This window comes from Actinophytocola sp., from assembly GCF_036378875.1.
Lineage (GTDB): Bacteria > Actinomycetota > Actinomycetes > Mycobacteriales > Pseudonocardiaceae > Actinophytocola.
The window spans coordinates 1-20,809 of record NZ_DASUVO010000090.1 but is presented as its reverse complement, the minus strand read 5'-3'; the positions used below and the strand labels follow the sequence as shown (position 1 = coordinate 20,809).

The window sequence follows — 20,809 nt, the reverse complement described above, 5'->3', positions numbered from 1 at the left end:
TCGTCTCCCAAGCTGGGAGCGCTCCCATTTTGCGAGGCCCTCGCGTTGGGCGTCCTCGAGCCGTGGACCTCAAACGGCGAGCGAGGTCATTGGTGGGCTCCAGCGACGGCGCTCTCGCTGTTCCACTGCGCCGGCACGGCGTTGGTCGCGGTGTGCATCTGGGTGGCGACGGCACGGAGGGCCGCCGCGAAGCCTTCCGGTCGCGCCAGGAACTCCAGATGGATCCCCGGGAACTCGACCCAGGGAACGCCGAGCCGGGCGGCGATCTCGACCGACGGGCGGGCGTAGTACAGGCCGCGGTCGGCCGAGCCGGCCGCGAGCACGATCGGGAAGCCGGCGTTCGCCAGTGCCTCCTCGTCAGGGAGGAACCGTCCCCACGCCGGCCATTCCCACCGGAACAGATGGTCGACGTTGCCGGGGAAGCGCTGCTGAAGGTCCTCCGGCCACGGGTAGGTGCCCTCGCCGAGGACGGTCGCGACGAACTCGGCGCCGGCGACCGCGGGACCGGCCTCGTGGTAGCGGGCGCCCATCCGGTCGAAGAACCCGCGCCACGGATCGTCCGCCGGGAGCATGCCGACCACGGGTGGCTCGTGCGCGATCAGTCCTCGCACGACCTCGGGATGCCGCGCCGCCAGGTCGAGACCGACGATCGCCCCGGCACTGTTGCCGAACACGAGGGCCGCGCCACCGGCGAGGCCCTCGATCAACGCCTTCGCGTCGCCCGACTGCTCGTCGACAGTCATCGCCGACGCCGTCCGGCCGGTGCTGCGGGAGTTCCCGCGCCGGTCGTAGGTGATCACCGTGAAGGCGTCGGACAGCTCCTCGGCGATGCGGGCGAAGTACCCGGCGTCGCCGCCGGCGCCCGGGATCAGCAAGAGCGCCGGCCCGGCCCCTCGCTGCTCGTAGTGCAGCTGGGCGCCGTCGACGTCGAACATGCCACTGTGCACGGTTCGCTCCTCAGGAAGGGAAAAGCCGGGCCTGGTCGCGGTCCTCGGACAGCCGTGTGCCGCGAACATGACGACCTCCCGTTGCTGCGTGCTACGCATTCTTGTCGGGTCGGCAGAGGTGTTGTTGACTTTTCGCGCCACGGTTCTTGCTCGATGGCGCCTGGTAGGAGGCAACGCCACGACCGGACCGCCCGGGCACTCGGTGTTGTCGACGGACGCACCGGACAGCCGCCGCATCACCACGCCCAGGAGCAGATCGGCCCGGAAGTACCCGAGATCGCGGGAGTCGCTGCTGGCGTCGGCGTTGTCGCCGAGGACGACGAGCAAACCCGGTGGTACGTGGGTGTCCGCGGCACCGAGCGCGCCACCGGTCCGTGCTGCCCGGGGAATCGCGTCGCCTGGCAGCGCGACCGTCCGTTTGATCATCCACGGTCGCTGGTCGAGCGCACCGGCGGGGGACCGGGCCGGCGTGCGCTCGGGGCGGGGATCTCCCGGCGCCGCGACGACGATGTCGCCACGGCGGACACCGGACAGACCGGCCCGTCGGACCAGGACGCGATCGCCGTGACGCAGTGCCGGAGCCATGCTCTCGCCCCTGACCGTGACGACCACGAACCGCCGCCGCGCCGCGCGGGCGAGCGCGATCAGCCCGACGCAGCCAACGGCACAGGCCAGCCAGACGAGCGCCGGGTTCATCGCGATCCCAGCTCGGCCGCGACGTCGCCGTATCCGGCCGCCTGCATGGTGAACAGGCGGGCGTAGCGGCCGTTCAGAGCCATCAGCTCGGCGTGCCGCCCCTGTTCGACCACGGTGCCGCCGTCGAGGACGGCGATCTGGTCGGCGTCGCGAATCGTGGCGAGTCGGTGCGAGATGAGCAGGCTGGTCCGGCCCGCGCGGTGCCTGCGCAACTGGGTCTGGACCTGGCGTTCGGCCTCGGCGTCCAGGCCGGCCGACGGCTCGTCGAGGATCATCAGGTCGCTGGTGTCCCGCATGAGCGCCCGCGCCAGCGCAAGGCGCTGCCACTGGCCGCCGGACAGGACGAACGGAGCCTGGCTCGCGCCGTCGCCGGCGAAGCTCTGGGACAGCAGCGTGTCGTAGCCGTCGGGCAACTGGGACAGCATGTGGTGGATGCCGGCCCGGCGCGCCGCTTCCGTCACCCGCGCCCGGTCGTCGACGGCCGTCAGGGCACCCAGCCCGATGTTCTCCGCCGCGGTCAGGTCGTACTCCATGTAGTCCTGGAACACCGCCGAGATCCGCTCGCGAAGCAGCCACGGGTCAAGCGCACGCAGGTCCACCCCGTCCCAGTGGATCGCGCCCCTGGTCGGGTCGTAGAACCGGCACAGCAGCTTGACCAGCGTGCTCTTGCCGGCACCGTTGCTGCCGACGAGGCCGACCGCCTGCCCCGGCTCGATGCGCATGCTCACGCCCCGCAGCACCCAGGGATGATCGTCGGAATACCGGAACCACACGTCGCGCAGTTCGATGCCCTCCCGCAGGGCCGGCACCGGCGCAGGGTCGTCCGGGACGGGCAGGTCCGGCCCGGCGTCGAGGATCGCCGTGTAGTGGCCGATCTCGGCGAGTCGCTCATGCCCGGTGGCGAGTTGGGTGACCACGGTCCCGAGGGCGCTCTGCACACCGGCGACCGCCGCGATGAACATGGCGATGTCGCCCACGGACAGCCCGCCCTGCGCAACCGCGTGGATCGCCCAGACCAGCCCGGCTCCGGCCACTGTGGAGCTCAGCAACGCCAGGACGGTCTGCGTCCGCAGCTCCCGGCCGTCCATCCGGCGGTGCGCCGCGTCCGCCGTGCGCCGCTGCGCCCGCATCCTGGCGCGGAGAAAGGAGCCGGTACCGAACAGCCGAATCTCCTTGGCCGCGTGGACGCTGGTCAGGAGTTGGCTGTAGAACAGCTCCAGCCGTTCGGCCGGACCGATCTGCCACATCATCGCGCTGCGCCGTCGGGACAGCGCCAGCTCGGCGAACAGGGTGGGCACGGCCGCGGCGGCGACGACGGCGGTCATCCCCGGGCTGATCACCGCGAGCGATCCGACGTACCCGCCCATGGTCAGCACGGCACGGCCGCCGGCGAGCCAGGCGCAGACCACGCCGGCCGATGCCCGGGTTCCCCGGTCGGCCAGGTGGAGGCGATCACGGAACTGGGTGTCCTCGAAACGGCGCAACCCGACGAGCCGGTCCACCGCGCGGTAGAGCCGGTCCTTGGCCAGCAGGCTCGATCGCCGGCCCAACTCGGCCCGCAGATACTCCTCCAGCCGCGGCACGACCGCGCTCAGTGCCCCGACAGCGGCGATGGCGGTGGCCAGCCCGAGCAACGGACCGGCGGCCTCCCCGGCAACCACACCGTCGAGGACGGATTTGGTCAACCAGGCCACGACGATCGGTGCCAACGCGCCGGACAACGCCATCGCGACCAGGGCGAGCAGGGGCCAGCGTGCCACGTGCCAGCTGAGACCGACGGCCCTGCGCACGTCCGACAGCGGCACGAGCCGCCGGTCGGCGGATCTGGCGGACATCCGGTGTCACACCCTGGCCGGTTCCGGCAGCACCCGCAGCTCCGACCCGCTCGCCGCCACCCGCCCGGCCCCGTCCACCACGCACACCGACGGATAGCCGAGGACACCGAACGCAGAGGACAGCGGGCCGCCGGTGATGTCCTCCACCACCACGCGGGAAACCGGGGCGAGACGTGCGACCGGCTCGACCACGTCGCCTTCCGGGCCGACGACCACGGCGAGTACCCGCTCCCGCCCGCCTGGCATGGCGGCCGCGTACTGGAGGAAGGCGGGAAGCAACTGCTCGCAGGGAGCACACCCGGTGCTGAAAAAGCCAACGACGGTGTCGCCACCGAGCGAATCGCGGGAGATCGGCGTCCCGTCCGTAGTGACGATCTCGAACTCACCGACCGGTTCACCCGCCGACAACATCGGTTTCCTGGCCAGCGCCGAAGCGGAGAACCCCACGTCACGCAGGCGACGAATCACGCCGAAGGTCAGCACGAGATTCACCAAGCCCAGCAGCCCGACCAGCACGGTTCCGGCGGCCAGATACGGCATTTCAGATCCCCTCCCTTGTCGGTTCACGGGGCAGACCAGCGCCCACCCCGGCGAACAGGTCCGCGATATCGTCGTAAAAGACCGTGAGTGCGACGAGAATCGCCGCTGCCCCGACCGCGACCGAAATTCCCCCCGGATGCCACGGGCCGGGCAGCCAGATCGGCCCGGTCAGCACGGCACCGGTCAGCACGCCGACCTCGCCGGCGAGGGCGATGAGGCTCAGCGTCGCGGCACGTGCCGCGTGGCGCCAACCCAACGGTGCGCTCGACGAGCCGAAACAGCGGCACGGCTCGCGCACGGCATGGCGCACGGCCCGTCCGAGGGCGACGGCGAAGGTCACGCACAGCAGCATCGCCACGAGAAATCCGACTGCCGGTAGGAAAACGAGCGTCGGTACCGTGACAACCTCGAATGCGACCACCGCCGCCGCCAACTGTCGGGCCCGGTCCGGTCGAGTTCCGAGCACTTTCCGCACCGAGTCGCAGAAATCCAGAAACACCGCCCGGCTGCGGAGTTTGCCCGTCGCGGAGACCGCGAACACCCCGATGAGCAGGAGGTCACAACCGAGCACCACATACCGCATGGTCAAACTCCCGAGCCCGATATCGGATCAATTGCTATGTCAGCAGTTGTTGCAGAAGGGCCCAGGGGCAGGCCCCCACGGCTCGCACACCCCGTTGATGCAGTCCCGGTGCCAGAGCTGGCGACCTGATGGCGAGCACGCAACGCACTGGGTCTGGCGTGCGGCCATCGCCGTGGCCTGCGGAACGAAGACCGACAGGGCCCGATCGGCCAGCCGCCCGACAATTCGTTTCATCACCCACTCCTTTTTTTCAGAGTTAATTTTCTTACCGGATCGCACATCCATGAACCGGCCAGGACCGTGCGATCCGCACTAATCAGTACGCAGGCGGCATTGGCCAAATCTTGGGAGAACCTTGAATCGCCTGGTCACCCGAGGAGAGTCGGGCCCGGTAGCCGGATCAGGCGGTGAACCCCGCTACCGCCGCCCCGTTCGAGGCGCTCGGCAGACCGCTGCCGCCGGCTCTTGCCGGACACGTTTATCGTGACTGGGTGACGTTTTCGATCGTGGCTTACAGTCGTGCGGAAGAGTCGTGGGGCGTAGCCGTGGCGACCAGGTATCTCGCGGTGGGTGCGATGGTGCCCGCCGCGGAGTTCGGTGTCGGGGCGCTGGCGACTCAGGCCCGGACGAACATGGCGTACCGCGAGGACGGTCTTGCGATGCTGCGTGCCGGACTTGGTGCCAAGGAGGTCGTCGGGGCGCTGGTCGAAGGTGACGAATGGCGGCGTGAACGTCAGATCGGCGTGGTTGACCGGGATGGCGTTGCCGCGGCATGGACCGGTGAGGACTGCGGGCCTTTCGCGGACGCGCGGCTGGGTGAGGGCTACGCGATCCAGGGCAACCTCCTCGCGGGTGCGGAGGTTCTCGCGGCGATGGAGCATGCCTGGCTGACCGGTGATACCACCATCCCGCTGGCGGGCCAACTGCTCGCCGCGCTCGTCGCTGGTGACGAGGTGGGTGGTGACCGTCGCGGGCGGCAGAGCGCGGCCCTGTACGTCGTGGGCCCGCGTGGAATCGGCGACGGATCCCACGTCGAGACGGATCTGCGGGTGGACGACGCGCCCCAGCCGATCAGCGAGTTGTCCCGTCTGTGGCGGCTCCACCGACAGCCACACGGCAAGTCATGATCACCGACCGGAAGAACCGGATACGCCGGGTGCGGCTCAGGTGGCACCTGATCAACCCGTTGGTTCGGCTGCTCGCCCAGGCGGGCATGGTGGCCGTGGTGGCGGTGGCCGGGTTCGCCGTTCTCAGCATCGGCGACGCGATCAACGAAACGGCGGCGTCGGTGCTGGTGGCGGTCGTGTTCGGGGTGGCCACCGTCCTGCAGTTGCGGCAGTCCCAGCGCCGGCAGTACACGGTCGGACTGCTCACGAACCTGCAGAGCACGGACGTGCTGTCGGCCGCGGACATGTGGATGGCCCAACGAATCGCGTCTCATCGCGAGATCGGCGCCGACGTCTCGGCCGAGGACATGCGGTGCGTGATAACCCTGCTGGACTACTACGAGTTCCTGTCCACGCTGGCTCTGCGTGGTTTCATCGACATTCCCCTCCTCATGAATCTCCGTGGCGGCACAATGACTCGGTGCTTTGACATCTGCGGCACCTACATCGCCACCTGTCGGTCCGACGTCGGCGCCGAGCTCTACGCCGGCTTCGAAACGTTCGTTGCCGAGTACGCCCGCCATATGAGACACCAGATCGCTCTGCCGGCCGCCACGTCACCGGACACCCCGGAAGACCCGGCTGTCACGGCACCGGTGAAGCCGTACTCGGCTGGTCTTTGACGGCGGTGCCGGCACATCAGGGTGACCGCGGCCGGCCAGTGCGTGACGCACTGGCCGGCCGGTCGGCTACTGGTCGATGAACAGGCCCGCGCCGAAGCCGGCTCCGGTGGAGTCGTTGCCCGGTGCGATGGTGACGTTGTTGCCGCGTGGTGGCACGCCCGCGACGGTGGGCTCGTTGTCGGCCTGGTAGCTGTCGTTCGCCGTGGCGCGGTCGAGGAACACGCCGACACCCTGGTTGTTGCCGAAGCCCAGGCTGCCGGCTCGGGTGCTGGGGTTCTGGATCGGGCCGATGAAGTCGCCCGCGAACGCGCCGCGGTAGGTGTCCGCGCCGAGGTCGTCGACGAGGATGCCGATGGTGCCGGGTAGCACGTTGGCCGCACCCTGCACGAAACGTGGGATGCGGTCGCAGAGGCCTTCGCCCTCGTCGTCGCGGACGCCGCCCGCACCTTCGGTCTGGTTGGGCGCCGCAGGGTCGATCGGCGCCGGCATGTAGTAGTCGTAGCTGTCGGCGCCGGCTTCGTCGTGCAGCAGGCCGAAGCCGCCCACGAGGGCGAAGCCCTGGCTGTTGCGCACCGAGCTGTACGTGTCGGTGCCACCGTCGTCGGAGAGCAGGCCGACGCCGAAGATGTGGCCGGCGCCGAGCGAGCCGGTCTTGCCGGTGTAGGTGTCCGCCGTGCCGCCGGAGTCGCGGAGCACGCTCACGCCGAGGAATCCGGCGCCGCCGGTCATCAGCCTGCGCACGACGGGGTCGGTGGTGCAGCCGGTGTCATGGTCCGGGGTTTCCTTGACGCCGTAGGTGTCCTGGCCGGACAGGTCGAGTAGGACACCGACGAGCGGGGCGCAGTCCAGCGCCGTCAGGCCGGGAATGGCGCGCTGGCATCCCTTTGCCGGCCCGACGCCGCGCAACCCGGGCACCGCCGAGCCGGCGGGCGAGAAGTTCAGGTCGATCATGTTGCCGCCGACGTTGTTGCGGTAGGTGTCGTTGCCGCCGGCGTCGACGACCAACAGGTAGTCGTTGGCGTAGGTGGTGTCACCACAGGTGCTGCCGTCGAGCCGAAGCACCGGCCAGATGTCCAGGTCGACCAGGCCGGGCGTGCCACACGCGGCCGGTGAGGTCAGCAGGTCGTCCAGCGCGAGCTGCAGCTCGACGGTCCGCTGCCACACCCGCGGCGCGCAGGAACGGATGTCGGCGTGATCGGCGGCGGCGAGACCGGCGCCGGTCGTCATCACGGCGGGCAGCAACGCGGGAGGAATGGCCGCGAAATGCGTCTCGGTGACCTGCTGACAAGTGGTCATGGCGGTGAGCAGATTAGCGAGCCGGCCGGCGATCTCACCGGAAATACCGGAGGAACCGATCGTCGAGGCGGGATTCTGCGGCAGACCGACCGCGGAGGACAACGCGGACACCGCGGTCGTCAGCGCGGCGACCGGATCTGCCGGCAGCGGGGTCGTGATCGTGGTGGGAGCGGTGAGAAGAGCTTCGTACGGTTGGAGTTGCGTCCCGATCGCGGGACTCACGGCGGTCACCGTCTGGAGCGCCGGGCTGGTCGCCGAGGCCGTGCCAGGAGCGACCGCGATCATCGCCACGCTGGCCAGTAACGGTAACCAGGTCCGTCTCAAGTGTCTGGACATGAACCAACGTCCTCTCGCGCCGTGGACAATTCCAGGGGAATTGCCTGACCGTGCATTTCACGTCACTACAGCAACGAGATAGACCCCGATGGGTAACTCGGCGCAGGCGAGGTCGTCAGGAGCAACTGATCCGGGACGGTGCCAGGGCGATGTGGACAACGGTTTCGACCCGTGGCCATGGCGGTCACGGACCCGCGCGAGTTCCAGTTCGTACTCTCATCACGCCTTGTTCAGCTTGAGGGCGTGTGTCCAATGTGGATGAATGGGCGGGCTTACGGGACCGACACGGCTGTCTCGGGCGTCGGTCATCCGCTGACCGATGCCGAGAAGTTGTCGACCGCGAGGCCCACGCCGCCGTTCCAGGGCTCGAAGCCGGCCTGGATGCTGGTCAGGTACCACTGGTTGGTGATGGCGCCGCGGGCGATGATGTCGTTGATGAAGTCGCGGACGTTGAACGACCACGAGGTGATGGGCGACGGCGCGACGTAGGAGATGACGTTGTTGGCGCCGTTGCTGCCGCGCCAGACCGCCCAGCTGCGGCCGCCGACCGTGGCGTTGCCGACGACGCTGCCGATCGGCTGGATCGGACCCTGGCGGTTGAACCAGATCATGATCTCCATCTGGTTCACGCCGTTGGTCTTCGGTGTGGGGTCGAGCCAGATGTCGTACGAGGCGTTGTAGGTTCCGCCCGTGTACCGGTAGTTGATCGACGAGGTCGCGTTGCGGATCCGGCTGACCTGCATCGGCAGTGTGGAGCCGGGGGAGCAGTTGGTGTAGTGGCAGCCCAGGAACACCGACGGGTACGACAGGGGTGCGCCGTTGGTCGGCGCGGAACCCTGCTGCTGGGTGACCTGGAAGCCGGTCGAGGTCACGTTGACGCACTGGGTCGCCGAGCTTCCCCACCGGTTGTTCTGGACCACGTAGCGCCCCTGGATCGTGGTCGACCCGAACTGCTCGCAGATCGTCACGTCGGCCTGGGCGGGCCCGGCGGTCGCGACGACGGCACTGGCCGACATGAGGCACGCCGCGACGAAGGCACGGACGGCGTTTCGCATGGGGATCCTCCAAAGAGTCAGGAATCTCTGGGATGACTATTTGGGAGCGCTCCCACGATGGTCGTCCTTCGTTCTGGTGTCAAGCACAGATATGTCTCGTCATGGACGGTGAGCGACAGCTCGACATGACCTCGGGTCGCCCGGCGAGCGGTCGCGTCGAGCCGCAGGCCGCCGTCGACGAGTTCCCCGAACGCCGAGGCCGCATCCGCCCGGCGAAGCCCGGTCCAACCAGAACAGCAGCATCTCCCCCAGTGGTCGAGCACGACCTGGAGGTCCGGATGCCGGTCGAAGGGTGCCGCGGAGTATCAGACGCAGTGCCGCGAGGCCGGCGGCCAGGTGCCACCCCAGCCGAATGTGGCGAATGAACACTGGTTGGCCGAGTTTCGAAGCAGCGGAGAAGAATTCGTCGTAGACGGGGTCATCGAGGAACAGGTCGCCTGATAGGCGCGGCAACGTCGTTCGCGGCGCGGCTCAGCCGCAGGGCAGCGGGTGGGTTCCCGGCGGCGTCAGGCCGCCAGCACTGCTGATGGTCGCCCATCTCGTTGAAGGCGAGGCTTTCGTCGCGAAGGTGCTGCGGCATAGCGCTGAGGGCGGACGTCAAGCTGGGGGATCAGTCTGCGAGAGTGTCCGGGAAGCCGAACATGCCGACCAGCGCCGGCTCGTGGAACTCGGTGACGCGGGAGATGCCGGTGGCGGTTGGGGTCAGCACCACGATGCCGTGTGCTCGGAGCGCGCCGTCCGTGTTCCGGGTGTACACGGCGGCAGCGGGTTGGTCGTTGGCTGTAGTGGGGATCATCTGCCAGTCGCCCGGCGAGCCCAGCACGTACGTGTCGAGCAGGTGGATGCACGTCACCCGGCCCGCGTACCAGTCGCGGAATGGTGTGGCCTCCAGCGTGGCGTCGGTGCGCAGGACTTGTTCCAGCAGTCCGGCGTCGGAGCGTTCGAAGGCTGCGATGTAGCCGTCGAGCAGCGCACGTGCCCGCTGGTCGGTCGGTTCGAGCAGTTCCTCGGGCGCTGGTGCCAGTTCGTCCAGCCGGGCGCGGGCGCGTTGCAGACCGCTCTTGACCGCCGCGGTGGTGGTGCCGAGAATCTTCGCGGTTTCGGCTGCGGTGAACGCCAGCACGTCGCGCAGGATGAGGATCGCGCGCTGGCGGGCGGGCAGGTGCTGCAAGCTCGCGATGAGCGCCAGCCGTAGCGACTCGCGGGCGACCACCGTCGTGGCTGGATCGTCGGCGGGCGGGGCGTTCCATCGGTCCGGCAGCGGTTCCAGCCAGGAGACCTCGCCCGGCGTGATGTGACTCGGCGGGCGGTCGGGTCCGTCGTAGGGACCTGTCAGGCCCGAGGGCAGCAGTCGGACCCGGCGTGGCTCCAGCGCGGTCAGGCAGACGTTGGTGGCGATCGTGTAGAGCCAGGACCGAATCGACGCGCGGCCCTCGAAGCCGGCGTAGGAACGCCATGCCCGGAGATACGTTTCCTGCACCAGGTCTTCGGCGTCGTGCACCGAGCCGACCATGCGATAGCAGTGCGCGAACAACTCCCGGCGGAACCGCTCGGTCTCGGCGGCGAACCGGTCCTGGTTCGCCGCTTCCCGCACGTGCGCCGTCATGCCGCGAGCTTAGGACGGGGCCGGTCGGCCAGACGCGCGATGGCATCCCCGGCGTCCATCGACAGGCGGCTGCGTCGCGGTGTCCGATCGTGATCCGCCGCGGAATGCCTGTTTGCCATGCGCTGCTCCTCGTCCGGGCCGGTCCCGCTGCTCGGGACCGTCGCCCAGTACGACCGGCATGCCGTTGCGAAGGAATCGAAACCCAGGTCAGCGGGCATCCGGGCGGTGAGCGGGTCGTCAGGGCAGCAGGGCCAGTTTGCCGACGGTCGCCCTGGCTTCCAGCTCCGCGAGGGCTTTGGGGCCGTCGGCCAGGTCGTAGGCGGTGGGGCGGGCGGGGGCGAGGACACCAGCTGCGATCAGGGCGGACAGCTCACCCATGAGCCCTCCGAAGATCTGAGGTGCGGCCTGGATCAGCACTCCGATGTTGAGGCCGATGATGTGGACCTGGTGCCTGTACACCAGCTCCCAGTTGGTGACGGGGGCTTCGCCGGCGGCCACGCCGTAGACGACGACTCGGCCGGTGACTGGCTTGGCCGCGGCCAGGCTGGCGGTGAAGGTGGCACCGCCCGCCGATTCCAGCACCAGGTCGGCGCCGGCGCCGCCGGTCAGCCGCAACACGTCGGCGGCGAGGTCGCCCCTGACGGAGTCCAGGACGTGGTCGGCGCCCATTGCCAGCACTGTCTCGTGCTTGCTCGGCGAGGCGGTGGCGATGACCGTCGCGCCGTAGTGCTTGGCCATTGTCACCGCGGCCTGCCCGGTCGCGCCCGCCGCGGCGTGGACCAGCACGGTGTCCCCGGAGGCGAGGTGGCCCAACGGCCTGAGCGCGGCGAGTGCGGTCGGCCAGTTCACGACCAGACCCAGCGCCTGCTCAGCTGTCCAGCCGGGCGGCACCGGCACAGCGGCGGCCGCGGGCAGGACCATGTATTCGGCGAAAGCCCCGTAGCCGACGCCGATCACGCGAGTGCCCGGTCGCGGGTCGGTCACCGCCTCACCCACCGCCACAACCTCGCCGGCGGCCTCGAAGCCCGCCAGATATGGTGGCCGCGGGCCGCCCAGGAATGTGCCGTGGGCCCTCGAGATGTCGGCGAAGTTGACACCGGCCGCGACGACCCGAATCAGGACCTCGCCCTGGCCAGGGCTCGGTACCGGCGCGTCGGTGATCAAACGTAGATCCTGCGGACCCTTCAACGAGGTCTGCTGCAGGGCGCGCATGATGGCAGGAGTGCTCACAGCGATCTGCTCTCTTTCTCGGCTTGCCGCATCGTGGCCGGCCTCATCGGCGGGCCACGCCGTCGGCCATGTAGACCTCGGCCGCCGTGGAAAGGAATCGGCAGCCACGGAAACACCCGAGCCACCCCGCGATCGGTGTCCTTTCTAGACTTTGGGGCCGCCTGCGACGTAGATGACCTGTCCGGAGACAAAGCCGGCGCGTTCGTCGACGAAGAAGGACACGGCGTTGGCGATGTCCTCGACCTGCCCGGCGCGTTGGACGGGGATGGCGGCGGCGCGGTCGCGGACGTACTGGTCCCACTCCACACCGATCCGTTCCGCGGTGGCTTTGGTCATGTCGCTGACGATGAAGCCGGGTGCGACACAGTTCGCGGTGATGCCGAATCGGCCGAGTTCGAGGGCGAGGGTCTTGGTGAAGCCCTGCACACCGGCTTTCGCGGTGGAGTAGTTGGCCTGTCCGCGGTTGCCGAGCGCGGAGGTCGAGGACAGGTTCACGATCCGGCCCCAGCCGGCGTCGACCATGTGCTTCTGGACGGCCCTGGTCATGAGGAACGCACCTTTGAGGTGCACGCCCATGACCGCGTCCCAGTCCACTTCGGACATCTTGAACAGCAGGTTGTCGCGGGTGATGCCCGCGTTGTTGACCAGTACGGTGGGTGCGCCGAGTTCCTTGGTGACTCGGGCGACGGCGGCATCGACGGCGGCGGCGTCGGACACGTCCGCGCCGATGGCGAGCCCGCCGATCGCGTCCGCTGTGGACTCGGCGGCCGACTCTTCCAGGTCCAGCACCGCGACCCGCAGCCCGTCCTGCGCGAGGCGCTGTGCGGTGGCGGCACCGATACCTCGGGCGGCGCCGGTGACGATCGCGACTCGGTCAGGCATCTGTGGGCTCCTTCGAAGGCAGGTCCAGTTCGGCGAGGATCGCCTCGGTGTGTTCGCCGAGTGCGGGGATGGGGCCCATCGGCAGTTCGACGTCGCGGAAGGTCATGGGTGGTAGAACCGCGCGGATGTCTCCGGCCTCTGTGGACACGGTTCGCCACCGGTCCCGTTCGGACAGTTGCGGGTGTGCGGCGAGGTCGGCGGTGTCGTTGAGCTGTGCGGCGGGGATGCCGACCTGGGCGAGTCGCTCGTCCAGCTTCGCGGTCTCCCAGCGGGCGGTGAAGGAGGCCACGAGCTTGTCGCACTCGGCACGGTTGGTCACGCGGGCGACGTTGGTGGCGAACCGCGGGTCGTCGGCGTACTCGGGCCGGTCGAACACCTCGGTCACCAGCGTGCGCCAGCCTCGGTCGTTCTGGACGCCGATGAGGATCTGGCCGTCCGCGGTGGGGTAGGCGTCGTAGGGGGCGATCGCCGCGTGGCTCAGGCCCATGCGGGGGATCTGCTGGCCGCCGTAGAGCCGCATGTAGAGGGGGTGGCCCATCCATTCGACGGCAGCGTCGAACATCGACACGTCGACGGTCGCGCCCTCGCCGGTCCGTTCGCGGCGGAAAAGGGCGCTGAGTATGGACATGGCGGCGTAGAGGCCGGCGGCGATGTCCGCGCTGGGGACGCCGGTCTTGGTCGGGGTGTCGGGGGTGCCGGTGACCGAGACCATGCCGGACTCGGCCTGGACCAGCATGTCGTAGGCCTTGCGGTCGCGGCGTGGGCCGCTGGTGCCGTAGCCGGAGATGGTGACCACGACCAGTCGCGGGTCGGTCGCGCGCAGGGTGTCGGCGTCGAGTCCGAGCCGTTCGACGACGCCGGGCGCGGTGTTGTGCACGAACACGTCGGCGCGGGCGATCAACTCCCTGGCGACGTGCAGTCCATGCGGGGACTTCAGGTCGAGCGCGATGGACTCCTTGCCCCGGTTGAGCCAGACGAAGTGGGTGGCGAGTCCGCGCACCGCGTGGTCGTAGTGGCGGGCGAAGTCGCCTTCCCCCGGGCGTTCGATCTTGATCACCCGGGCGCCGAGGTCGGCCAGGTGCCGGGTCGCGAGTGGACCCGCAACGGCTTGTTCGAGCGCGACCACGGTGATGCCCGCAAGGGGCAGTTCGCCGGTCACCGGGTGGCCTGCCGTACGAGGCCGCCGCCGATGATGAGTCTCTGGATCTCGCTGGTGCCCTCGTACAACCGTAGGAGGCGGACGTCGCGGTAGATGCGTTCGACCGGGATGTCGCGCATGTAGCCGGCGCCGCCGTGGACCTGTACGGCGAGGTCGGCGACCGTGCCAACCATCTCGGTGCAGAACAGCTTCGCCGCCGATGGTGCGATGCGGCGGTCCTCACCGGTGACGTAGGCGCGAGCGGCCTCCCGGACCATCGCCCGGCCGGCCATGACGCCGGTCTGCTGGTCGGCCAGCATCGCCTGCACGAGTTGGAAGTCGCCGATCCGGGTGCCGCCCTGGGTGTTGGTGGCGGCGTAGGCGACGGACTCGTCGAGCGCTCGCTGTGCCGCGCCGACCGCGACCCCGGCGACGTGCAGCCGCCCACGGGCCAGGGAGGTCATCGCGGCGCGGTAGCCAGCTGCTTCGTCGCCGCCGACAAGTGCGGCGGCCGGGACTCGGACGTTGTCGAGGATGACGTCGGAGGTCGAGGAGCCTTCCTGGCCCATCTTCGCGTCCTTCGGGCCGACAGTGAGGCCCGGCGTGTTGGCGGGGACGAGGAACACCGCGATGCCGGGGTCCTTCGGTTTCGGTTCGGCGGTGCGGGCGAACACGACGAACAGGTCCGCGATGGGGGCGTTGGTGATGAACTGCTTGCGTCCGTCGAGCACCCAGTCGTCACCGTCGCGACGAGCCCGGGTGCGCAGGCCCGCCGGGTTCGAGCCCGCGCCCGGTTCGGTGAGCGCGAACGCGGCGACGACCTCCCCGGTCGCGAGCCGTGCCAGCCAGTGCTTCTTCTGGTCGTCGGTGCCGAAGCCGACCAGGACCTGTCCGGCGATGCCGTTGTTGGTGCCGAACATCGAGCGTAGGGCGAGGGTGGTGTAACCGAACTCCATCGCCAACTCGACGTCCTGCGCGACGTCGAGCCCGAGACCGCCCCACTCGGCCGGGATGGCGTACCCGAACAGGCCCATCTCGGCGGCGGCCGCCCGCAGGTCGTCCGGGACCCGATCCGCGCGCATGATCTCGGTCTCGCGGGGCACCACCTTCGCTCGGACGAAGTCGTGGACCTGCCGGCGGATGAGGTCGAAGTCCTCGGCGGACACCTGCGTCATACCGTCCAGGGTGACTCCCCGGTTGATGCCTGTCCAATACCAATAACCAGCCGATTGTTCTAGGATCCGCATCAGTGAGGTGATCCGGTGGATGTGCGGCAGCTGCGGGCGTTCCTGGCGGTTGCCGAGGACCTGCACTTCGGGCGCGCCGCCCACCGCCTCCATCTCGCACAACCTCACCTGAGCCGCACGATCCGCGCGCTCGAGGACGAGCTCGCCGCCCCGCTGTTCACCCGCTCCACCCGCCGCGTGGAGCTCACCCCGGCCGGTGCGGCGCTCGTCGAGCACGCCCGTGCCATGGTGGCCATCGACGACCGGGCACACGCGGCGGTCGCCGCCGCCCACGCGGGACGCAGCGGCCGGGTGCGGCTCAGCTTCGCCGGGCCGTCGGCGCACGGCGTCGTCGGCCAACTCGCCCGCGCGGTCCGGGAACGGCACCCGTTGATCGACCTGGAGTTCCTGCCGGGCCGCTACGGCACGACCGCCGTGGCCGAACTGCTTCGCGACGAGGCCGATCTCGCGCTCGCCCGGTTCACCGAGCCGCCGGCCGGGGTGCGTGGCCGGGTCGTGGCACGGGACCGGTGCGTGGTCGCCGTCCCCGCACACCACCGGTTGGCCGGCCGGGACACGCTCGGGTTCGGCGACTTCCGTGGGGAACCCGTGGTCGCGTTCCCCGAGTCCTACGGCTCCGCCGTCCGCGAGGTGTTCGTCGACCGGTGCCACGCCGCCGGGTTCGCCCCGACCTTCGCCCAGGCCGCCCCCGACTCCTGGACCTGCGTCGCCCTCGTCTCCGCCGGCGTCGGCCTGCACTTCACCACCGCCAGCGCCGTCGCCCAACTCCCACTCGACGGCGTCGTCATCCGCGAGCTCGCCGACCCCGTCCCGCCGATCCTCGTCCACCTGCTCTGGCGCGCCACCGACGACAACCCGGCGCTCGGACACGTCCTGGACACCGCGGCGGAACTACTCACACCGCAATGAGTTTCCTCGGCGACGGTGGTTGGCGACGAGGACGCGGTCGGCCGCCGGACCGAGGCGGCCGCGCCCGGGTTCGCGTCAGCCTGGGTCTACCGCGCCGGCGAGCCGTTGTCTCATTCCGATCAGCAGCGCGTTCAGACCGAGGTCGAACGCCTCGTCGGCACGGCGGCGTCCGCTGGGTGCCGTGCTGATTGCTTCGCGGAGTGCTGGCAGGTCGTCATCGTCGATGTGCCACACCTGGTCGGGCGCGGCGAGGTCGAAGGCGGAGCCGACCACGTAGCAGTCGAGCGCGCTGATCCAGAGCACCACATCGCGCACGGGGACACCTGCGAGACGCAGCAGCGCGGCGACCCGGTCATAGCCGAGGAGAACCGAGCCCGCGGTCATCGTGTGCTCGGTCAGCAGGGGGATGAGGTTGGGGTGCTCGGCCAGCGCCTGCCGGTAGGAACGCATCCAGCGGGAGATCTGGCCCACCCAGTCGCTTTCGTCCAGTGCGGGCAACTCGATCGCGGTCGCGAGCCGCTCGCGCAGGGCTTCGATGATCGCCGCCCGGCTGGGCAGGTGGTGGTAGATGGAGGACGCGCTCGCGCCGAGGCGTGCGGCGAGGTCTGCCATCGTCAGCCGGCCGGACGTGTCGACGCACACCAGGGCGGCGTCGAGGATCGTTTCGACGGTGAGCAACCGTTTCCGTCGCTGAACCACAAATCCTCCACTATATGCGTCGCGAAGGACGCTAGCAGCTACGAAATCCTTGACCACCCGCGGTGCCTACCGCATGCTTAACCGAACGGCATTCGGTTAAGCATGCCAGGTGACGAGAGGACCGCCATGACGGGATCTGCTCCGGACAGCACAGGCAACAGTCAGCTCAGGCGTGGTGTCCTGGGCACCGGCGGCATCGTCTTCATGGTGGTGGCCGCAGCGGCACCGCTGACCGTCATGGCCGGGGTCGCGCCGCTCGCCATCCTGGTCGGCGGGGTAGGGGCGCCGACGGGGTATGTCGCTGCCGGTCTCGTACTGGTCGTCTTCGCGGTCGCGTTCACCCGGATGACTCGCCACGTGGGCAGCGCGGGCGCGTTCTACGCCTACATCGCGAAGGGGCTCGGCCATGGCTGGGGGATCGCCGCGGCGATGCTGGCGCTGATGGCCTACAACGCGTTGCAGTTCGGGATCTACGGGCTGTTCGCCGCCCAGGCGAAGGCGACGCTGGCCGACGTGTTCGGTGTGGACGTGCCGTGGCCGGTCATCGCGTTCGTCGGCGTCGGGTTGGTCCTGCTGGTGGCGTGGTTGGGCATCGACGTCGGGGCGCGGGTGCTCGGGGTCCTGCTCGTGCTGGAGGTGGGGATCCTGCTGGTGATGGCTGTCGGTGTGCTGGCGCATGGTGGCGCGTCCGGTCTCGACACGACGTCCTTCACCCCGTCCGCGGTGTTCAGCCCGGGGATGGGTGGCGTCCTGGCCATCTGCTTCGCGGCGTTCATGGGTTTCGAGTCCACGGCGCTCTACCGGCGGGAGGCACGGAACCCGGAGCGCACGATCCCGCGTGCCACCTACCTCGCGGTGGGGTTCATGGCGGTCTTCTACTGTTTCGTCGTCTGGGCGGTGATCCAGGCCTTCAGCAGCGACAAGGTGGTCGCGGCGGCCGGCGGCGACATCGCCGGCCTGTTCTTCACGGCGATCGACACCTACGTCGGGCCGTGGGCTGCCACGCTGATGCACCTGCTCGTGATCAGCAGCGTCTACGCCTCCCAACTCGCCTTCCACAACGCGATCACCCGCTACACCCACGCCCTCGCACGGGACGGCGCACTGCCCGCCTGGATCGGGCGGATTCACCCGCGCCACGGCTCGCCGTACCGCGCGAGCGTTGTGCAGAGCGTCCTCGCGGCGATCGTGATCGGTGTGTTCGCCCTCGCCGGCGCCGACCCGTACACGAAGCTGCTGCTGTGGGTGAACACCCCGGGGGTCATCGGCATCATCGTGCTGCAGACCCTGACCGCGATCGCCACCGTCGTGTACTTCCTGCGGCGCAACCGGGCGGCGAGCACTCCAGCCGCGTTGGGTGCCGGCATCCTCTCCTCGCTGCTCCTGACCGTCGCGACCTACGTTCTGGTCGACAACGTCGGCCTGCTCACCGCCGCCTCTACCACGACCAACGTGCTGCTGGTCAGCGTTGTCCCGGCGACGTTGCTGGTAGGCGCCGTCCTCGCGCTCTGGCTGCGTGACCGGCGCCCTGAGGCGTATGCGCGCATCGGCGAGGGCGGTGACACCGACGAGGCGGAACCGCGTTCCGCGCGAACGCCGGAAGGGTTGGCCACGTGAATCCGGACCTCGTTCTGTGCGCCGACACGATCCACACCCTGGCCAGTGGTCGTCCCGTGCGGGCGGTCGCGATGCGGGACGGTGTCGTGGTCGCGACGGGCACCCGCCGGGACGTACGGGACTGGCGTGGTGCCCGCACCGAGGTTCTCGACCTGGGCGAGGTCGTGGTGACGCCCGGCCTGACCGACGGCCACACGCACCCCGTGATGGGGCTGCGGCTCACCGAGGACGTGGACCTCACCGGAGCCCGGTCGCTCGACGAGGTACGCACGCTGTTGGCCGAGGCCGCCGCCGGTCGAGCATGTGACAGCTGGGTGCGGGCGTGGGGTCTGGACCCGAACGTGTTCGGCGGCCAGCCGATCACCAGCGCCTGGCTCGAAGCCGCAGTGGGAGAGCGGCCGGCCGTCGTGCGGATGTTCGACGCGCACTCCGCGCTCGCCACTCCGGCCGCGCTGAGGATCGCCGGGGTCGACGGCCCCCGGCGGTTCCCGCAGCGGGCGAGCGTGGTCTGCGACGAGGACGGCAGACCGACCGGCCTGCTGCTGGAGGCCGCGGCCATGGACCTGGTGTTCGACCACGTGCCGCTGGATCCGGTCGCGGTGCGGGCCGCCCGGTTGCGTGCGCTGCTCGCCGAGATGGCGGCCACGGGGCTCACCGGCGGCCACGTCATGGACCTGCTCGGGGACAGCGAGGCCGTGGTCACCACCGCCGAGGAGTTGGGTGACCTGCCGCTGCGGCTGCGGTTCGCGCCGTGGTGCGTGCCCGGGGTGGACGCCGACGGCCTGGCGGAGTTGGTGGCCATGCAGGGACGTGGCGGCCGCCGGTGGGAGATCGGTGCCGTCAAGTTCTTCATCGACGGGACGATCGACAACGGCACGGCGTGGTTGGAGCGGCCCGACGCGCTGGGGGAGTCGACTGACAGCTTCTGGCCGGACCCCACCGACTACACGCGGGCCGTGCGAACACTCGTCGCCGCCGGTGTGCCGACCGCGACGCACGCCATCGGCGACGCCGCCGTCCGACACGTCCTGGACACGCTGGACGGGCTCGAGCCGGTGTCCGCACCTCACCGCGTCGAACACATTGAGACACTGCCGACCGAGCTGGTCGGCCGGTTCGCCCGCCAGGGAGTGGTGGCCAGCATGCAACCCACGCACTGCACCCGCTTCACCAGGGCGGACCACACCGACAACTGGTCGGCCCGTCTCGGTGCCGAGCGGGCCGACCGCGCCTGGCGCTGCCGCGACCTCCGCGACGCCGGGGTCCCGGTCGTGCTCGGCTCGGACTGGCCGATCGCCGGGTACGATCCGCGCCTGGTCCTTGCCGACGCGCGGCTGCGCCGCCCGGCCCGCGAGCCCGGCGTACCGCCTGTCCAGCCCCACCAGGCGCTGACCGCGTTGATGGCACTGGAGGGCTACACAACCCACGCGGCACTGGCCGCCGGCGAGCCCGGCGGGATCGTCGCCGGGGCGCGAGCCGATCTCACCGTGTTCACAGTCGACCCGCTGCGTGCCGATCCCGACGAACTGGCCGACGCGCCGATCGCCATGACGGTCGTGGCGGGTGCGATCACTCATCGCGGGGCTACGGTCGGGTGAGCGCGATGGGAGGCGACGCATGACCCGCTACGGCACCCAGTACGGGCCTGACATCACCTATCTCGGTGTCGAGCGCTGCGACCTGACCGACCCGGGATCCTTCGCCGCCGCCGACGTGGTGATCCTCGGGGCGCCGTTCGACGGGGGAACGTCGCACCGTCCGGGCACCCGGTTCGGGCCGCAGGCCATCCGGATGACCGACTACCTGCCCCATGACGGCTCCCGCCCGAGCCTTGCCCTGCGCACCGACGGGTTGCGGGACCTGCGGGTCGTCGACGCCGGGGACGTGGAGATGTTCGCCGGCGATATCGAGCGGGCGCTCGGGGCGCTGGAGTCGGCCGTCGAGACGGTGACCCGCTCCGGCGCGCTTCCGGTCATCCTCGGCGGCGACCACTCGATCGCGTTCGCCGACGCCAAGGGGGTGGCCAACGTCGTCGGGCACGGCCGGGTCTCGATGCTCCACTTCGACGCGCACGCCGACACCGGCGACATCGAGTTCGGCTCGCTGTGGGGCCACGGGCAGCCGATGCGCCGGCTGATCGAGTCGGGGGCGCTGCGCGGCGACCGGTTCCTCCAGGTGGGGCTCCGCGGCTACTGGCCGGGTCCCGAGACCCTCGACTGGATGGCGGCCGAGAGGATGCGGTCCTACGAGATGACCGAGATCGGCCACCGCCACCGACGAGTGCGACGGCGTCTTCCTGTCGGTCGACATCGACGTCTGCGACCCCGGGCACGCCCCCGGCACCGGGACGCCGGAGCCGGGCGGGCTGACCGCCCGCCAGTTGCTGGACGCCGTCCGCCGGCTG

At 70.0% G+C, this 20,809-nt stretch carries 17 protein-coding genes and 1 pseudogene; 6 read left to right on the top strand and 12 right to left on the bottom strand.

The window, feature by feature from the left end; translation table 11 throughout:
• Nucleotides 1-86 precede the first annotated feature (86 nt).
• Genes VF106_RS26020 through VF106_RS26005 form a run of 4 tightly spaced genes read right to left on the bottom strand, consistent with a single transcriptional unit; the run spans nucleotide 87 to nucleotide 4,601 of the window.
• The gene (locus VF106_RS26020) at nucleotides 87-1,643 is read right to left on the bottom strand and encodes an alpha/beta fold hydrolase (RefSeq protein WP_330842462.1); all 1,557 of its coding nucleotides are present in this window, start codon (nucleotides 1,641-1,643) and stop codon (nucleotides 87-89) included.
• On the bottom strand, nucleotides 1,640-3,478 hold the full coding sequence (locus VF106_RS26015; protein ID WP_330842461.1) for an ABC transporter ATP-binding protein: 1,839 nt from the start codon (nucleotides 3,476-3,478) through the stop codon (nucleotides 1,640-1,642). Before VF106_RS26015 ends, VF106_RS26020 begins: the two co-directional genes overlap by 4 nt.
• Before the next feature lie 6 nt (nucleotides 3,479-3,484).
• Nucleotides 3,485-4,018, bottom strand: a complete 534-nt coding sequence (locus tag VF106_RS26010; protein WP_330842460.1) for a TlpA family protein disulfide reductase — start codon at nucleotides 4,016-4,018, stop codon at nucleotides 3,485-3,487.
• Between the two features lies 1 nt (nucleotide 4,019).
• On the bottom strand, nucleotides 4,020-4,601 hold the full coding sequence (locus VF106_RS26005) for a MauE/DoxX family redox-associated membrane protein (RefSeq protein ID WP_330842459.1): 582 nt from the start codon (nucleotides 4,599-4,601) through the stop codon (nucleotides 4,020-4,022).
• Nucleotides 4,602-5,107: 506 nt separating this feature from the next.
• Here VF106_RS26005 and VF106_RS26000 point away from each other — a divergent pair.
• Together VF106_RS26000 and VF106_RS25995 are read left to right on the top strand one after the other, a co-directional pair.
• Nucleotides 5,108-5,728: a DUF1028 domain-containing protein gene (locus tag VF106_RS26000; RefSeq protein WP_330842458.1), complete on the top strand. Its 621-nt coding sequence runs from the start codon at nucleotides 5,108-5,110 to the stop codon at nucleotides 5,726-5,728.
• Nucleotides 5,725-6,390, top strand: a complete 666-nt coding sequence (locus VF106_RS25995) for a DUF4760 domain-containing protein (protein ID WP_330842457.1) — start codon at nucleotides 5,725-5,727, stop codon at nucleotides 6,388-6,390. The genes VF106_RS26000 and VF106_RS25995 overlap by 4 nt, the downstream gene beginning before the upstream one ends.
• A gap of 66 nt (nucleotides 6,391-6,456) precedes the next feature.
• On the opposite strand, the gene VF106_RS25990 is transcribed toward VF106_RS25995, so the two are convergent.
• The 7 genes from VF106_RS25990 to VF106_RS25960 form a co-directional block, all read right to left on the bottom strand.
• Complete coding sequence (locus VF106_RS25990) at nucleotides 6,457-8,022, bottom strand: hypothetical protein (RefSeq protein WP_330842456.1); 1,566 nt, start codon at nucleotides 8,020-8,022, stop codon at nucleotides 6,457-6,459.
• A 305-nt stretch (nucleotides 8,023-8,327) separates the two neighbouring features.
• A complete protein-coding gene (locus VF106_RS25985; protein ID WP_330842455.1) occupies nucleotides 8,328-9,077 on the bottom strand; it encodes a GH12 family glycosyl hydrolase domain-containing protein in 750 nt (249 codons plus the stop codon).
• Nucleotides 9,078-9,687: 610 nt separating this feature from the next.
• Nucleotides 9,688-10,683 carry a sigma-70 family RNA polymerase sigma factor gene (locus tag VF106_RS25980; RefSeq protein WP_330842454.1) on the bottom strand — a complete coding sequence of 332 codons (996 nt, stop codon included), beginning with the start codon at nucleotides 10,681-10,683 and terminating at the stop codon, nucleotides 9,688-9,690.
• Nucleotides 10,684-10,920: 237 nt separating this feature from the next.
• Nucleotides 10,921-11,913 carry a zinc-binding dehydrogenase gene (locus VF106_RS25975; protein WP_330842453.1) on the bottom strand — a complete coding sequence of 331 codons (993 nt, stop codon included), beginning with the start codon at nucleotides 11,911-11,913 and terminating at the stop codon, nucleotides 10,921-10,923.
• A gap of 144 nt (nucleotides 11,914-12,057) precedes the next feature.
• The gene (locus VF106_RS25970; protein ID WP_330842452.1) at nucleotides 12,058-12,795 is read right to left on the bottom strand and encodes an SDR family oxidoreductase; all 738 of its coding nucleotides are present in this window, start codon (nucleotides 12,793-12,795) and stop codon (nucleotides 12,058-12,060) included.
• Complete coding sequence (locus tag VF106_RS25965; protein WP_330842451.1) at nucleotides 12,788-13,954, bottom strand: CaiB/BaiF CoA transferase family protein; 1,167 nt, start codon at nucleotides 13,952-13,954, stop codon at nucleotides 12,788-12,790. The genes VF106_RS25970 and VF106_RS25965 overlap by 8 nt, the downstream gene beginning before the upstream one ends.
• Nucleotides 13,951-15,108: an acyl-CoA dehydrogenase family protein gene (locus VF106_RS25960; protein WP_330842450.1), complete on the bottom strand. Its 1,158-nt coding sequence runs from the start codon at nucleotides 15,106-15,108 to the stop codon at nucleotides 13,951-13,953. Before VF106_RS25960 ends, VF106_RS25965 begins: the two co-directional genes overlap by 4 nt.
• Nucleotides 15,109-15,195: 87 nt before the next feature.
• Between VF106_RS25960 and VF106_RS25955 the strand changes: the two genes are divergently transcribed.
• Entirely contained in the window at nucleotides 15,196-16,089 is an 894-nt protein-coding gene (locus VF106_RS25955; protein ID WP_330842449.1) for a LysR family transcriptional regulator, read from the top strand.
• A 75-nt stretch (nucleotides 16,090-16,164) separates the two neighbouring features.
• Here the strand turns inward: VF106_RS25955 and VF106_RS25950 are convergent, their stop codons facing one another.
• Nucleotides 16,165-16,788, bottom strand: a complete 624-nt coding sequence (locus tag VF106_RS25950) for a TetR/AcrR family transcriptional regulator (RefSeq protein ID WP_330842448.1) — start codon at nucleotides 16,786-16,788, stop codon at nucleotides 16,165-16,167.
• A gap of 126 nt (nucleotides 16,789-16,914) precedes the next feature.
• On the opposite strand from VF106_RS25950, the gene VF106_RS25945 reads away from it, so the two are divergent.
• The 3 genes and pseudogenes from VF106_RS25945 to VF106_RS25935 form a co-directional block, all read left to right on the top strand.
• Nucleotides 16,915-18,405 carry an APC family permease gene (locus VF106_RS25945; protein ID WP_330842447.1) on the top strand — a complete coding sequence of 497 codons (1,491 nt, stop codon included), beginning with the start codon at nucleotides 16,915-16,917 and terminating at the stop codon, nucleotides 18,403-18,405.
• Nucleotides 18,402-20,003 carry an amidohydrolase gene (locus tag VF106_RS25940; protein ID WP_330842446.1) on the top strand — a complete coding sequence of 534 codons (1,602 nt, stop codon included), beginning with the start codon at nucleotides 18,402-18,404 and terminating at the stop codon, nucleotides 20,001-20,003. The genes VF106_RS25945 and VF106_RS25940 overlap by 4 nt, the downstream gene beginning before the upstream one ends.
• A gap of 19 nt (nucleotides 20,004-20,022) precedes the next feature.
• Nucleotides 20,023-20,809, top strand: a pseudogene (locus tag VF106_RS25935) (agmatinase family protein); the annotation flags it as partial.

Coding starts and splice junctions, on each gene's coding strand:
- VF106_RS26020 (WP_330842462.1), bottom strand. CDS start 1,643: ATGAACCCGGCGCTCGTCTGGCTGGCCTGTGCCGTTGGCTGCGTCGGG.
- VF106_RS26015 (WP_330842461.1), bottom strand. CDS start 3,478: ATGTCCGCCAGATCCGCCGACCGGCGGCTCGTGCCGCTGTCGGACGTG.
- VF106_RS26010 (WP_330842460.1), bottom strand. CDS start 4,018: ATGCCGTATCTGGCCGCCGGAACCGTGCTGGTCGGGCTGCTGGGCTTG.
- VF106_RS26005 (WP_330842459.1), bottom strand. CDS start 4,601: ATGCGGTATGTGGTGCTCGGTTGTGACCTCCTGCTCATCGGGGTGTTC.
- VF106_RS25995 (WP_330842457.1), top strand. CDS start 5,725: ATGATCACCGACCGGAAGAACCGGATACGCCGGGTGCGGCTCAGGTGG.
- VF106_RS25990 (WP_330842456.1), bottom strand. CDS start 8,022: ATGTCCAGACACTTGAGACGGACCTGGTTACCGTTACTGGCCAGCGTG.
- VF106_RS25985 (WP_330842455.1), bottom strand. CDS start 9,077: ATGCGAAACGCCGTCCGTGCCTTCGTCGCGGCGTGCCTCATGTCGGCC.
- VF106_RS25980 (WP_330842454.1), bottom strand. CDS start 10,683: ATGACGGCGCACGTGCGGGAAGCGGCGAACCAGGACCGGTTCGCCGCC.
- VF106_RS25970 (WP_330842452.1), bottom strand. CDS start 12,795: ATGCCTGACCGAGTCGCGATCGTCACCGGCGCCGCCCGAGGTATCGGT.
- VF106_RS25960 (WP_330842450.1), bottom strand. CDS start 15,108: ATGACGCAGGTGTCCGCCGAGGACTTCGACCTCATCCGCCGGCAGGTC.
- VF106_RS25945 (WP_330842447.1), top strand. CDS start 16,915: ATGACGGGATCTGCTCCGGACAGCACAGGCAACAGTCAGCTCAGGCGT.